Source organism: Pseudomonas psychrophila, assembly GCF_001043005.1.
Classification (GTDB): Bacteria; Pseudomonadota; Gammaproteobacteria; order Pseudomonadales; family Pseudomonadaceae; genus Aquipseudomonas; species Aquipseudomonas psychrophila.
This window is the reverse complement of sequence record NZ_JYKZ01000015.1, coordinates 1-15301: the sequence shown is the minus strand read 5'-3', so window position 1 is coordinate 15301 and position 15301 is coordinate 1. Positions and strand designations below refer to the sequence as shown.

General features: G+C 58.3%; 8 protein-coding genes and 1 pseudogene. 3 read left to right on the top strand and 6 right to left on the bottom strand.

Features of this window, described 5'->3' with window-relative positions; genetic code table 11:
- Positions 1–26: 26 nt before the first annotated feature.
- From TU76_RS22020 to TU76_RS22010, 3 genes and pseudogenes are all read left to right on the top strand, one after another.
- A complete protein-coding gene (locus TU76_RS22020) occupies positions 27–974 on the top strand; it encodes a LysR family transcriptional regulator (RefSeq protein ID WP_019827313.1) in 948 nt (315 codons plus the stop codon).
- A gap of 264 nt (positions 975–1238) precedes the next feature.
- Positions 1239–2580 (top strand): annotated as a pseudogene (locus TU76_RS24955) (S-type pyocin domain-containing protein).
- 7 nt (positions 2581–2587) lie between these two features.
- A complete protein-coding gene (locus tag TU76_RS22010; protein ID WP_019827310.1) occupies positions 2588–2863 on the top strand; it encodes a bacteriocin immunity protein in 276 nt (91 codons plus the stop codon).
- A gap of 402 nt (positions 2864–3265) precedes the next feature.
- Here the strand turns inward: TU76_RS22010 and yfiB are convergent, their stop codons facing one another.
- The 6 genes from yfiB to recC all read right to left on the bottom strand — a co-directional run bounded on the left by yfiB (position 3266) and on the right by recC (position 15038).
- Positions 3266–3769 carry an outer membrane lipoprotein YfiB gene (gene yfiB / locus TU76_RS22005; RefSeq protein WP_019827309.1) on the bottom strand — a complete coding sequence of 168 codons (504 nt, stop codon included), beginning with the start codon at positions 3767–3769 and terminating at the stop codon, positions 3266–3268.
- A gap of 7 nt (positions 3770–3776) precedes the next feature.
- A complete protein-coding gene (dgcN, locus tag TU76_RS22000) occupies positions 3777–5048 on the bottom strand; it encodes a diguanylate cyclase DgcN/YfiN (RefSeq protein WP_019827308.1) in 1272 nt (423 codons plus the stop codon).
- The gene (gene yfiR, locus TU76_RS21995) at positions 5045–5620 is read right to left on the bottom strand and encodes a regulatory sequestration protein YfiR (protein ID WP_019827307.1); all 576 of its coding nucleotides are present in this window, start codon (positions 5618–5620) and stop codon (positions 5045–5047) included. Before yfiR ends, dgcN begins: the two co-directional genes overlap by 4 nt.
- Positions 5621–5818: 198 nt before the next feature.
- Complete coding sequence (recD, locus tag TU76_RS21990; RefSeq protein WP_048352506.1) at positions 5819–7903, bottom strand: exodeoxyribonuclease V subunit alpha; 2085 nt, start codon at positions 7901–7903, stop codon at positions 5819–5821.
- Positions 7900–11589 (bottom strand): exodeoxyribonuclease V subunit beta, encoded by a 3690-nt coding sequence (gene recB / locus TU76_RS21985; protein ID WP_048352505.1) that lies wholly within the window; start codon positions 11587–11589, stop codon positions 7900–7902. Before recB ends, recD begins: the two co-directional genes overlap by 4 nt.
- Entirely contained in the window at positions 11589–15038 is a 3450-nt protein-coding gene (recC, locus tag TU76_RS21980; protein WP_048352504.1) for an exodeoxyribonuclease V subunit gamma, read from the bottom strand. The genes recB and recC overlap by 1 nt, the downstream gene beginning before the upstream one ends.
- Positions 15039–15301 lie beyond the last annotated feature (263 nt).

Here is a 15301-nt window from a genome sequence, read left to right as displayed (position 1 = left end):
AGAACGCACATAAAAGCCGGTCTAACATGCAAAAAAACATCACATCGTTAAGCGCACTGAACTGGGACGACCTGAAGTTTTTTCTTGAGGTGGCCCGCACCCGCAAAGCCAGCAGCGCAGCCAAACGGCTGGCGGTGGACTACACCACTGTGTCGCGGCGGATCAGCTCCCTGGAAGCCGCACTCGGGACTTTGCTGTTTGAAAAGTCGCGCACCAATGGTTTTACCCTGACCAACGAAGGCCAGCGCTTGCTGGGTTATGCCGAGTCGATCGAAAGCACGCTGCACATGGCCTGCGAGCAGGTTTCAGGGTCCGGTGTGGCGTTGTCGGGGCATGTACGTATGGGCTGTACCGAGGGCTTTGGCAGCTTTTTCATCACTCCCCAGCTCAGCCATTTTGTAGATAGCTACCCGGCGATTTCGGTGGATATCCTGCCGCTGCCGCACTTCATCAGTTTGTCCAAGCGCGAGGCCGATATTGTTATCGCGCTTGAGCGCCCGGAACACGGGCCCTATGTGTGCTGCAAACTGTGCGACTACCGCTTGCAGCTGTATGCGACCCAGGAGTACCTGGACCAGCACCCGCCCATCCACCGGACGGCTGATTTGTCGGAGCATACGTTTATCAGTTATGTGGACGATCTGGCGTTCAGCTCGGAGCTGCTTTACCTGGCCAATGTATTGCCAGGCGCCAGCGCCAACCTGCGCAGCACCAGTGTGATTGCGCAATTCGTGGCCGCACAGCAAGGCCGCTCGCTGGCGATTCTGCCGTGCTTTCTGGCGGCCCAAGACCCGCGTTTGCTGCCGGTACTGCCTGACGAGGTCAACCTTACGCGACAGTTCTGGATGTACTGCCGGGAGGATCTGCGCAAACTCAAGCGGATCACCCTGTTGTGGGATTACATCAGGGAGGTGACAGAGCTGAATGCGCCGCTGTTGCTGGGCGAGACGCGGGGGATGGTGTTCGCCGATTGACTGTTCGTCAAGGAATCAGGTGGCGGAATCGTAACGGGGCCAGCAAGCCTTTCCCAACGATTTGTAACAGGAATTGGTACGTAACTTGTAACACGCCGACGTTTGCATTCCGCCCTACTCAATGGAGCCTCCCCATTCAAGCATCCACTGACGACGTTTCATAACTTTAGCGAATCGTCCTACAGACATACCAAACACTTGTGAAGTAGCGTCCTGTCGCACTTGAACGGCGAACATGGATCGTCAATTTGCACAGGGGGTGTTATGGCGGCTAAAAATCTCTTCCCGAGTACCCTGGGATGTAATGGGATAGATGGCAACAGGCGACATGCCGAGGCGACAGAGGAAGCACAGGCAGCTTGGGACAGAACACTGGCGGCGAATGCAAGGAACGAGCGGGAAGCTGACGCACGTAGGAATTCGATCAAGAAGCAGGATGAAGTGGCCGCACGCGGATGCGTCTTTGCCAAGCGTTGCACGCTGCCAGATGGGACCATTAACTCCATCAGTCCCGGTGGAGCCATCCCCACCGATCCGGAGCCAATATGGCGAGTTTGCCTTGCTGGGTGGCCGTGAAACGGATGCACAAGGAAACATTCCTCTCAAGAAAATCAGTGGCACCCTACCCGCCTCACTGGGAACACTTCTATTAGGCGGCGTTGCTACTGCCACCGCTAGCGGTGTGTCTTGTGGTGGTTTGTGTGCGGCTGGTGCTGTGGCATCCGGGGCTACCACTGGTGTTGCTGCTGGTGCATTGGTGGGAGTGGTTGCATTGCTGTGGCCATCCAGCTTGGGCGACAGCAGCCTATATACAGAAGAACAGCTCCAGTCGCTTAAAGAAGGACGTACACGTGTCCGATTAACCGTTGAGCAACAGGCCGATGGCACTTTGAAGGGATACGGGTACAACACCCAGAAGCGCCGTGACTGGGAAATGATTCCCGTAGTGCAGTTCGTTGCCCAAAGCTCCCAGCAAGTGGCTGATTTTGGAGATGGCGTAACCTTGATCTGGACGCCAGCAACTGACCCGTCCAGCACCTTAGGGACTCCAGCGTTAGAAGGCGCACCACAGGCACCACAGATTTGGATTTATCCGCCCACCGAACAGGCTGATAACATCATTGTCAGCCCGATTTACCCAGACGCGTACAAAGATTTCATTCTGGTGTTCCCAGCTGATTCTGGTGTGCAGCCCTTGTACATCGTGATGAATGTCCGTAAGACCCCCGGCACCGTCACAGGTCAGGGTGAGGATGTGGCTGGTATCTGGCTTATTGGAGCGAGTTCCGGGGTTGGCGTTCCCATACCATCGGACGTGGCGGACGCACTGAGAGGACGCGAGTTCAAAAGTTTCGACACATTCAGAGCCGCACTCTGGAAAGCTGTATCGGGATCAACAGCATCGGATCAGTTCGTCAAACAAAGTGTTGGCCGCATGCGTACCGGTCGGGCACCACGTGTGCGAAAAGCCGATAGAGTCGGAGGTAGATTGTCTTACGAGCTGCACCATATCGCAAAAGTATCAGAAGGCGGTGGCGTGTACGACGTGGATAACCTGCGAGTCAACACACCGAGAAACCACATCGATCTTCAGCGGAACGAATAGGCCAAACATGACGGACACACTTCTGAAGAACAGCTTGTCTGAGTACACCGAAGCCGAGTTTATCAAGCTGCTGGAAGAACTCGCCAAGGAAGACGAAGAAGCCGAAAACGATGATCGTGCCGACTTACTCTTGTTGCACTTCGAGAAGGTAAGCGAACACCCAGCAGGGTCAGACTTGATCTACTACCCAGAGCCGGGAGCAGATAACTCCCCTGAGAGCGTGACGCAGATTGTAAAAGAATGGCGCGCTGCTAAAGGCTTGCCGGGATTCAAGGAGGACTGATTTCCAGCTCTTGGGAGACGGTGTGACGTGATGGCACGATGCCAACCTAGACTGTAGGCTCAGCCAATTCAACATAAGGACTTAATCAATGAAGGCATGGGCGATTGCGACTGTAGCGTTGTTAAGGTCCGGGTGTGCAAATCACCGATTGGACTGTGCTACAGGGCTGATTGCGTAGGACGACTGCCTACCCGGCACCATGGGTTATTCCATCCGCGAAGTGACAAAGCTGAATGCGGCGCTGTTGCAAGGTGAAATCCGGGGGATGAGATTTTTTGGGGGACCCCATGTCCCGTGGGAGCGGGCTTGCTCGCGATTCAGACACCGCGGTCTGCCTGAATGATCGCGGTGATGCTATCGCGAGCAAGCCCGCTCCCACAAAGAGGGGGTCAGTACGAATCTCTAGTCGGCAATCACCACAATCGATACACGGCGGTTTTCTGTGCGCCCGGCGCGGGTTGCGTTGCTGGCCACTGGCTCGCGGCTACCCAACCCACGGATCTGGATATTTTCGGGGCGCATGCCGACTTTGAGCAGCGCCTTGACCACGCTGTTGGCGCGGCGCACGGACAGTTGCTCGTTGTAGGACTCCTTGCCTGAGGAATCGGTGTGACCATCGACCCGCACACGCTGGATGTCTGCACCGAGCAAGGCGGTGCCGATGCGCTCCACGATTTCCTGGCTTTGCGCGTTGAGCACTTCAAGGTCGCTGCCAAACAGCACTTTGCCCGACAGGCCAAACGCCCAGCCCTCTTCAGTCAGTTCAAAGCCCTGCTCCTTCAGCACGGCCACTTGCGCGGGCGTCAGCCCTTTTGGCGCAGCGGTCTGGCAACCGGTCAACGACAACGTGGCCAGCAACAAGGCGACGCTGAAAAATTGTAAAAAACGATGGTTCAAAACACGCATACGGGGGTTAGCTCCTGGTAATTACGGTGTTTGCGGGGCACTCCAACTCCGCAAGGTGTTGCCCGCCTCGAGCGAGACGCTTTGCCTGGTACATCGCCGAATCAGCTGCACTGAGCAGCTCTTGGGCGGTTGCACCATGTTCTGGGTAAACAGCGATGCCGATACTGAGTGAAGACACGACGCTGACTTGCCCCGGCACTTCAATTGGCTCAAGCATGCTGGCGATGATCTTGTCTGCAATGCGCTGGGCGTCTTCGATCTTGTGCAGCGGGGTCAGCAATATTGCGAACTCGTCGCCACCCAGACGCGCGACCACATCACCCTCACGCAACTGGGCGCGGACGCGTGTAGCCACGGCAACCAACACTGCATCCCCTGTGGCATGCCCGTAAGAGTCGTTGATTTCTTTAAAGCGATCACTGTCGAGGAACAGCACGGCGGCTTTCTCACGGGCTTTGTTCAACGTGCGCAAGGTGCGCGTCAATCGCGCTTCAAAGTAGGCACGGTTGGGCAGGTTGGTCAGCGAGTCGTGACTGGCCTGATGCGCCAGGGTCTGGTTTTCGTTTTGCAGATGGCTTTGCCATGACTCAAGTTCATCGAGCAGTGCATTGAAGTCGTTACCCAGGCTGTCCAGCTCGGCAATATCCGCAGGCGGCACGCGACGATCGAACGCTCGCTCGCGGCGAGCGGCGTGAGCCACTTCTGCCAGTTGTTGCAAGGGCCCGGTGATGCCACCCAATAGCCGACGCGACAAATACAACGCACTCCAGGCGCTGAGTGCCGTGCACACAAGCACACCGAACAATCCGCTCAGCAAGAAACGCAGCATATTGGCTCCGTGCCCACGAACGGTCACCAGGCCGATTTCCCGGCCCTGATGCAGAATCGGCACGCTGATCGGTTGCTCAAGCAAGGCATCGGCCAACAGCATTTCGACACGGCTCAGCAAGCCATTTTCAGGGCGCATCCATTGGGCGAGCAGTTCGCCATCCGCCGTGTAGACCCGAGCCTCGGCGACCGCTTCCGTGGACGCAATCATGGCCAATGCTTCAGTCGCAGCGGCACGGTCATCAAACACCACGGCAGCTTCCACGGTGTAGTTGATGGAGCGGGCAATCAGGTGCAGGTTGTGATCAGCGTAAACCTTGAGCGCCAGCACCCCCAGCAAGGTCATGGAGGCGCTGGCCAGCGTTACGGCGACCAATGCAACGCCCAGGTGGCCCCGGCGCAAGACCGAACGCAATCGCAGACGTTTTTTCGGGGTGTTGAACGCTCTCATGGTTGTGCCGCCCGGCGGCGCGACAGCTGCAACACACTGGGATGAATGCGCACGCCGCTGCGGGCAACGGAGTCGAGATTGACCTCAAACGACACCTGCTCATCGCGTACGTGCAGGCAAAAAAGACTGCCGACGGTGCATTGATCACGGTCTTCGCTGATGCTCAGCACGGCTTTGGTATTGAGGCTGGTGAATAGACCGCTGCGTTCGTCAGCGCTCAGCTTGCCCAAGTAAACGGCATTGCAGTCACTCGCAATGCCCGGGTCACTGGCCAGCACACGCCGCACCTGCACCGGCCGGCCACTGGACTGCGTCGCGCCCTTGAGCAGGTCATCGGTGTATTCGGTGGGGCCGATTACGCACAACTGCAGTTGCGCCGGCTCAGTGGGCCAGCGTGCATAACTGAGGATGCCAAGGACCACTTGGGTCACCGCCTTGGCACGCTGATCAGCCAGATTGATTGGCACTTCAGGTTCAGCCAGGCAAGGAGTGCTCAGCAGCAACAGACAAAGTGAAAGCAGCCGAAACCGCCATCCAAAGTACTGTTCTGTCGATGAGACAGCCACGTCCATGCAGGATTTCTCTGTAATCTTTGTAGGAATAATGTCGTAACGATAGCACAGCGGGTAAATTGACTGTGATACAGGTCACATTAAGTGCTGTTGTAAACGCTATTTCCCTGCGTGAGCGGGCTTACTCGCAATCCAGCAGCCCAGCTTTCCTGACGCACCGCTGTAGTTCCTTTGCGAGCAAGTCCGCTCTCACCGGTTTTACCCCAGCCCCAGCATCAATCCGCTCAGCCGTTTGACCTTGCGCTGCACAGCCTCTTCGAAGACGCCGGTGCGCGGCTCGACCAGGCTGAACCAGTTTTTGGCCCGGGTAATACCGGTGTAGATCAGCTCTTTGGTCAGTACCGGGTTGAGCGCCTCGGGGAGCACCAGCGCGGTGTGGGAGAACTCCGAACCTTGGGATTTATGCACGGTCATGGCATAGACCGTTTCAACATCATTGAGTCGACTTGGCAGTACAAAGCGAATTCCGCCCTGCCCGTCGTTACGGGCGAAAGCCACTCGCAGTACATGACGCGGGGTCTGGCCATCACGTTCAGGGAGCTTGAGGGCGATACCGATATCGCCGTTCATCAGGCCAAGGCCGTAATCGTTGCGGGTCATCAACACCGGACGGCCTTCGTACCAGTGCTGGTCACTGTCGATCAGCTTGCGGGCAAACAGGGCGCGGGTGATGCGCTCATTCAAGCCTTCGACACCCCAGGGGCCCTTGCGCACTGCGCAGAGCACTTGAAAGGCCTCGAACGCGTGCAACACATTACCTGCCCATAGTGCCCAACAAGGGTCCTCAAGACCGGTCTCGGCAGGAGGGCGCTGCTCACGCAGTACCTCAAGGTAATGCCGATAGCCTTTGGCTTCAGTACCGCGCCCTTCCAGTGCCAGACGCTCAAAGCCACGGTCTTGCTCGCCCTTGAGGGGTAATGCAAAAAGATCGGCATGGCTACCTGCCGCCAGCAAGGCCCGTGCTTCGCGGGGCAGTTGCTGGTTGACCAGCCGCGACAGCTGACCAATGCCGCTGCCTTCACCAAAACGGCGCGAGTGACGCAGCATGACCACTTGCTGGGCCAGTGGATGCGAACCCTCCAGATCTTGTTGCAAGTCACTGTTACCCAGGTTCTCGCCGCTGACCTGCTCAAGCCAGGCACGGGTTTGCGGGGTGTACCAGCCCGCCTCGGCATCGCGGCACAAATCGCCCAGTACCGCGCCGGCTTCAACCGACGCCAATTGGTCCTTATCGCCCAACAGCACCAGCCGCGCATGAGCGGGTAATGCATCGAGCAAGTTGGCCATCATTTCGAGATCGATCATTGACGCTTCGTCGACCACCAGCACGTCCAGCGGCAGGCGATTGCCCGCGTGATGACGGAAGTGGCGTGTGCCGGGGCGACTGCCGAGCAAACGGTGGACGGTGGTCACGTCACTGGGGATTTTTTGCCGAACCTTGTCGTCCACTTCCAGGGATTTGACTTGCAGGCTGATTGACTCGGTCAGGCGCGCGGCCGCTTTACCGGTCGGTGCGGCAAGGCGAATGCGCAAGGGCGCCCCCGCTTCGACCGCCGGGGCTTGAAGCAAGGCCAGCAAGCGCACCACCGTGGTGGTTTTGCCGGTACCTGGCCCCCCCGTAACAATGCTGAAAGCGCCTCGTGTGGCCAGAGCGCAGGCCAATTTTTGCCAGTCAATCGGAACATTCTGTGCCGGGCTACCGAATAAGCCGTTCAACCGTGCAGGCAAATCATCAGGCGTAGCTTCAACCTGTGTCAGACGTTGGCGCAAGGCGCTATCGATCCGGCGCTCATAGGCCCAATAGCGGCGTAAATACAGCCGGCGCTCACTCAGCACCAATGGCCGACTGGCCGCATCTGCCGACGGCTGGCCCGCGTGCTCAACCAACGGGCTGGCTTGCAGGGCCCTGCACCACGCGTCACCTCCCAACGCCTCAAGCAACTGCGAGGGCAGCAGCATGGCGCCGGTTTGCACATCGCCTTCGGGTGGTAAGGAGAGTGCAAAGTCGGGCTCCTTCAGCGTCTCGAACAAATCAAGACAGACATGGCCGTGGCCCAACTGATGGCTGGTCAAGGCTGCCGCCAACAACACCAGAGGGTCACCTTGAGGGTCGCGCTCATGCAGGAAAGCGACGAAGGCTTTATCCAGTGCGCGCAGCCAGCCGCGCTCGACCCAGCGTTCCAGCAACAGCAGCAGATCTTCAGCACGGCTCAACGGTTGCAGGAGGGCAAGGCTTTCAGCCGTCAACGGCGTAGGCAACAGTTCAGCAAACGAACGACTCATAACAACACTCCCTGTTCCCACGCCGGTTCAGCTGTTTTCGGTAAAGGTTTGCCCTGGAACATCAGGTCCAGACTTTCGATCAATAGTCGGGGGGGCCGGGTGAAGTACACGCCCTGCCCCTGAGAACGGGTGCCACGCAAAAACAGATACAGCGCACCGCCCATGTGTTGGTCGTAGTCATAGTCGGGCAATCGCGCCTTGAGCTGACGATGCAAGGCCAGCAAGTACAAGACGTACTGCAGGTCGTAGCGATGATCCAGAATCGCGGCAGTCATCGCTTGCTCGGTGTAGGCCGAATCGTCAACGCCCAGCCAGTTGGATTTGTAGTCCGCCACGTAATAGCGACCCTGGTGTTCGAAAGTCAGGTCGATAAAACCCTTGAACATGCCATTGAGCAGGCTCGGCTCGGCTCCGGCACGCGGCGCGCCGCCATGGGTGTGCTGACGTACCAGTGTGTCCAGTTGCACCACATCGACTTTGTGGCTGGCAAACCAGAACTCCATTTCGATCTGGTACTGGCCAAGTTCACTCAGTACGACCGCCGGCTGGCCATTATTCAGACGCAACGGTTCGTCCTGCAGATGCTGCAGCCAGTCGCTCAGGGTCTCGATCCAGCCTTGCCAGCCACGCCGGTTGCAGCGTCGCGCCACAGCGTCGCTGATTGCTTCGGGTGTTGCCTTGAAGCCCTCGCTGCCCGCCCACTCAAGCAAGCCGTGCAGGAAAGTCCCGGGATTGGGCCCACGTGGGAAGCGGTGTATATCGCCACCACTGAGTAACACTTCGCGGGGTGCATCAGGATCGAGTCGCTCGTCGTCCGAGAGCTTTTGCGCCAGTGCGCTCTCGGGAGCCTCGGCAGGGCTGAGGCTGTCACCAATACGCAATGCGCTGTAGGAAGCGATCCACCAGTTTTCTGCAGCCCGGCGCGTCGGAATCCGGGGCTCAAGCAGGGTGGCCTGGTTAAGCGGTGGGTAAAAGTGCGCCTCGCAAGCGGCTGGTACCGGCTCAAACTGTATGGCGGCGCAGTCTTGCTGAGCCTCTGCCAGCCAGCTCTGTAACCCGACCGATTCGGCCAGCGTGGCTCCGCCGCCCAACAAATACCCCAAGGCTGAAAGGTGCAGGATCGAACGATTGTTGTTACCGCGCTTGAGGTCGGCAACTCCCAACCAGCAAGCATGCTGAGCGCGGGTCAGGGCCACGTAGAGCAGACGCAAGTCTTCGGCCAGACGCTCGTCATCCGCTTGGGCGATCAGCTCTGGCGTCGGCGTCAGGCTTACGTGGGCATTGCCCGCAGCGTCGTGGTAATGCAGCGGTAAACGGCTGCCATCCACGGGTTTTGTTGAACAGATGAACGGCAAGAACACCAATGGGTATTCCAGTCCCTTGGACTTGTGGATGGTCACTACTTTGACCAGTTGCTCGTCACTTTCAAGGCGCAAGATTTGCTCTTCGCCCGCCTGCCCTGACAATGCCAGATGCTCGGCCAGATGGCGGATCAACGCCTGCTCGCCATCCAGTTCGGCTGCAGCCTGTTGCAGCAGTTCGGACAGGTGCAGCACGTTGGTCAGCACGCGCTCGCCATCGGGGCGGGCGATCAGGGCCTGGGGCAGTTCGAAGTCATGCAGCATGCGGCGCAACATGGCGAGCACCCCTTGCTTGCGCCAGATTTCACGGTAGCCCCGGAACTGCATCACACGTTTTTCCCAGGCCAATTCGTCCTGGTTCAGACGCTCCAGTTCAATCAGCGGCAGGTCCAGGGTGATGCAGGCCAGCGCAGCACGCAGCGGACGCTCTACGTCCGGTTCGGCGCAAGCCTTGAGCCAGGCCAGTACATCGTGTGCTTCCTGCGCCGCGTAGACCGAATCCTTATCCGACAGGTAAACGCTGCGTACACCACGGATCGATAACTCTCGCCTGACCGACTGCGCTTCCTTACCGTCACGTACCAAAATGGCGATATCCGCAGGCAACACGCCGCGCACGATTTCGCCGTCTTTGGCGAAACCGCAGCGGCCTTGTTGACCGCCATTGAGCAGCTCAACAATCTGGCTGGCACAGACTGCCGCCAGTTGCTGACGATAGATGACGCCCGACACGGGCTGCTCGGAAGGCAATTGCCAGAGGGTTAATGCCGTAATCGGCTTGCCATCAAGCTGTAGGACTTCTTTACGTCCTTGAGATTTGACCGACACAAAAGGCACAGGATTTTCAGAACCTTCGCGGAATAAAAAGGCGCCTCGCCCGGTATCGCGTTGCTCGGCCCGCTCAAAGACGTGGTTTACCGCCTTGACCATTGCGTGGCTGGAACGGAAGTTGGTGTCCAGCGTATGTAAACGTCCACTGGTGGCGTGACGTGCGCGCAGGTAGGTGTAGATATCGGCCCCGCGAAAGGCATAGATCGCCTGTTTAGGGTCGCCAATCAGGAACAGACCCGTGTCGGGGCTGTTGTCTTCAATCCGGTAGATAGTCTCGAAGATACGGTACTGCACGGGATCGGTGTCTTGAAATTCGTCGATCAAAGCCACCGGAAACTGTTCGCGAATCAAGGTCGCCAGGCGCTCGCCGCCTTCGGCCTGCAATGCAGCGTCAAGGCGCAGCAGCATGTCGTCGAAGCCCATCTCGGCACGGCGGCGTTTTTCCTCTTCAAAGCGCACGCTGACCCAGTTCGCCGCATGTTGCAGAACCGCGGCGTCTGGAGTGGGCAAGGCATCGAGCGCAGCCTTAAGGCCCTGCATGGCGTCCAGCCCCGGGTGCTGCGGGGGGGCGCCCTTCCAGGCTTCGGCCATGCCATCGGGGGTCAGACGCGTGAAGCCGGTGCCAAGGTCGAGTTGCTCCTGAGTGTCGTCAGCAGCCCAGGTGCTGAGTTTTTCAAACCAGGGTTCGAAATAACGGGCCTGCATTTTGCGACCGTCGACGGTTTTGCTCGCCACGGCTTGCAGGCAGATATCCCGTAGTTCTTGTGCCCACAGCAACCAGGGCGTTTTGAGCTGGGCCAAGGCCTGGCGACGCTCTTGCAAACAGGCTTCAATCATTTGCGCCGGAGTCTGCTGCTCTTTGGCTGGCTGACGTGAGCTGCCAAACAGTGCACGCACACGCGGTAACAAGGCGGCGGGGCCACTCCAGTTGGCGCGCACCCAGTTCAGCGCATCGCCCTGCATGGGGTAGCAAAACAGCCGCCAGTAATCGCGCAGCACTTCGCCCAGCAAGTCGCTGTGGTCGGTTTCCAGGGTCTGGGTAAACAGGCTGCCGCTGTCGAAGGCATGCTCGCGCAACATGCGCTGACACCAACTGTGAATGGTCGATACGGCAGCCTCGTCCATCCACTGGGCTGCGATGTCGAGGCGTCCCGCGCAAGCGGCCCACTGCTCGGGAGCAAACTGTTCACGCAATTGCTCGACAAGAGCATCCGGGGCTTCGATCTCGCCACGAAAGAACCGGGCAGCATCTGCCAGCCGGGTACGAATACGATCGCGCAGCTCTTTGGTGGCAGCATCGGTGAAAGTCACGACGAGAATTTGCGGCGGTAACAGTTCACGCCCAAAGCCAGATGCTTCGCTGCCATGACCCAGAATCAGCCGCAGGTAGAGCGCCGAGATGGTAAAGGTTTTGCCGGTGCCGGCGCTGGCTTCGATCAGTTGGCTGCCACGTAGGGGGAAGGCCAAGGCCAGCGGTAATGTTTGCTCGCTCATTAGCGGGAAGCCTCGCTGTTTAATGAACGCCAAGGCGCATCAAAAAGGGGTCGATAGAGGGCATCGCACCACTCTTCAAATTCTTCAGCGGCCATCAGGGCAGCGTAATCAGGAAACTGTCTGGCCAGAGCCGCGCTTTCGCGGCGTTCGCCGTCACTGGTCTGGCCATCACCTTCGTAGGCTTTTTGTGCCGCAGCATCGGCCTTGGCCGGGTCTGTTTGTGCCAGCCAGGCAAAGGCCGTTTTCACCGCAATGGGCAGCGGATGGCTCATGCCGACTTTCCAGGCCACCAGCAAGTTACCCAAAATATCGCGGGCCTGTTTGGCATCCAGAGGGTCGAGCAGCAACGTGTCATCGCTGGCCACCAGTGCGGTCGACATCTCCAGACCACTGGCACACGCCGCCAGATGGTTTACCCACGGCCGTGTCAATCGATGCCATTTGCGGGTTTTAATCGCACCAATGCTGTTAGGAATGGTGGTGATGGACAGTAGGCCTTTATCGCTGCGTTGATGCAGGTTACTGAGCCAGCCTTCAAGGATCAGACCGTGGTCTTCAAAGCTGATGGGTAGCGCGCTGTTCAACGGCGTAGGCCAAAGGGCCAGTAGCTGTTGATAACGTTGCAATACATCCGGTAATGGCTCGATCAGTTCTTGTTGCAGGCATTCGCCAAACCCGGCCATGGGCAGCAGGCCGCTGCCTTGCAAACGCAAAGCGCGGTTATGCAAGGCGCTTTCAAGCTGGTCGGGCTGTGCCAGTGCGGCTTCAAGCAAGCTGTCGCTCAGGGTGTAGCGTTGCAGCGCATCGAGTACGAAAGGTTCTTCATCTGCCAAAGGCACTTCGGCTGCTTCGAAGAATACTTTCAAGCGCTGACTAAAGAAGTGACGCACAGGGTTGCGCAAGAAGTCCTGCAACTGCGTCAGATTTAGTGGCTCCTCCTGCTCGTGCGCTCCTAGCGTACCCGGCGGAACCGGTTGCGGTTGTGGCGCGTGCAATCGCTGCCATTCGCGGGCATAACTGAACAGGTTGGGGTTACCTTCGTGGAAATAACGGGTGCTGAAGGGCTGCAACGGATGCTCTTGGGTCATGGCGTCGAGCAGGTCATCGCCCCCTTGCAGTTGCCAGCCATTGGCCAGGTGATCACGCAGTTGGCCGATCAGGACACACGCCGGGCGCTCGCTGTTGTCGCGAATACTGCGACCTACCCAGCTGATATAGAGCTGATCGCGGGCGGAAAGCAGCGCTTCGAGTAGCAGGTATCGATCATCCTCGCGGCGGGAACGGTCACCTGGGCGATAGTCGCTGCCCATCAAATCGAAATCCAGCGGCGGTTGTGCACGCGGGTAGTCGCCGTCATTCATACCCAACAGACACACTAACTTGAAGGGAATGGCACGCATCGGCATCAAGGTGCAGAAATTGACTGCACCGGCAAGGAAACGCTGTGAGAGTTTTCCTTGGTCAAGCCCGGTGAGCCAGGCTTCACGTACGACCGTCAGCGGTAACTCATCCTGCAAGCCAACCAGCTCACAGGTTTCAAGCCAGGTTTCACGCAACTCTTCAAGCTGGGCGAGCAGATAGTCGTCGTGCTCGGTTTCGGCCTGGAAAAACAGTTGTACCAGCGCTTGAAGGCGCACACCCCATTGCTGCGGCAGTGCAGGTCGGGAGAGTTCTTGATGGGCGATTTCAAGGGCATCGAGCAAGGCCACAAGCGGACCAATCAGTACGGCATCCAGGCCACCAATTTCATCGTAGGGCTCAATGCCATCGCAGGCTTCGCCGCTGCCCACGGCATATCCGAGCAGCATGCGACGCAGGCCAAATCGCCAACTGTTTTGCTCCAATTGCTCTGGCAAACCCAGGCCTGCACGTTGCTCAGCGTTCAACCCCCAGCGAATACCCGCACCTTCGATCCAGCGATGCAGGGTTGGCAAGTCGCGCTCCTGGACGTTGAAGCGAGCACGCAGTGAAGGGACGTCGAGCAAGTCGAGGATTTCACTGACCGGGAAACGGCTGTCAGGCAACTTGAGCAGATGCTCAAGGGCGATCAGCAACGGGTCTCGGCCACGCTGGCCCTGGTCAGCCAAGGTGTAAGGAATAAAGCGGCGATCATCGCGGTCAATCTGACCGAATACGGCGCGGATATGGGGTGCATAGCTGTCGACATCCGGCACCATCACAATCACATCCCGCGGTTGCAATTGTGGGTTTTCGCTAAATCTTGCGAGTAGCTGGTCGTGAAGAATCTCGACTTCTCGCTGAGCACTGTGGGCAATGTGGAAACGGATTGAACGGTCCTTTTCCAAATCGACAGCGGGCCATAACTCGCGGGTTTCGTTCAGGGGGCGCAGTTCAAGAATGTCGTCCTGCAGCTGGTTGAGCAGGTTGAGTGGTTCGACTTCGCTGAACAGGTCAATGCGGCCATCACGAAAGGCGGCACGGTAGCTGTTGGGCTCGTCGTAGCTGTCGAGCAGGTTAATGTAGTCGCGACCCTGCTTGCCCCACGCAGCAAGCAGTGGGTGTGCGTGTTGATGCAAGGTATCCAGATCAAGTGCTGTAGGCATTCCGCTCTTGCGGGCCTGGCGTTTGTACTGATGGCGCAGTAGATCTTTATCGGCAACGATGTCAGACCAATGATGGCGGCATGGGTTGTGCACGCACAACAGTACTTGGCTGAAACGGGCGAGCCCCGCCAGGGCTTCCAGCGCTTGGGCGGGCAATGAAGAGATACCGAAGACAATGACTCGGGCAGGTAAACCGGGAGGGGCTTGCTCAAGGCTGCTGATTTTGTCCATGAAGCGCTGGTGAACACCGGCTCGGCTCTGGGACATGCCCTCCTCACCTACATCCAGCAGTAGCGCACGCCACAGTTCGGCTTGCCAGCAGTTGGCCGGGCTCAAAGCCGGGCTTTCGCCTCGAGCATTGCGCAGTTGATGGCGGCCCGCGGCCCAGTCTTCGAGCCAATCGGCACGGTAGACCTGATATTGGTCGAACAGGTCAGCCAGGCGCTCGGACAATTGATAGCGTTTGCGCAAATCAGTGTCGTGCGTCAGGAAGCGCTGCAGCGGCTCGAAGTGCGGTTGATCGATGAGGGCTGGCAGCAGGCGCATCAGACGCCAGGTCAGCGGGCCTTTATCGAGCAGGGACTTGGCGGGGATTTCTTCGCTGCCTAATACCAGTCGATAGAGCTGCCACAAAAAACTGCCGGGCAACTGCACGTCCACTGCTGCCGCAATACCGCAGCCGCCAAGGTCATCGTCCTGAGCGTCTTCGGCGAGGGCCAGCTTCAACCATTGGGCGATGCCATTGCTCTGCACCAGAGCGATTTCATTCTCCAGGGGAGCCAGGGGATAGCGCCGCATCCAGCTGACGACCAGACTACGTAACTCATCAAGGCGGTTACCGTGAACCACCATAAAACCCGCATTGAGGGGCGTAGCAACCGGCATGACGGCATCCTTAGGAGAAGGCAAGATCCAAAAGCGAACCTTAACATTGCTCGGCAAGATGGGTGGAGTGCAAGCTTAAAGACAGTGCGTGGGACTGGGGAGTATCGAGCGATGTATTAGAAGTGCGCGTGCCACAACTTTTCTCGCCACAAAAACAAACCCCCTGTCTGCGTTAGCAGACAGGGGGTTTGGAATTTAATCTTGACGATGACCTACTCTCACATGGGGAAACCCCACACTACCATCGGCGATGCATCGTTTCA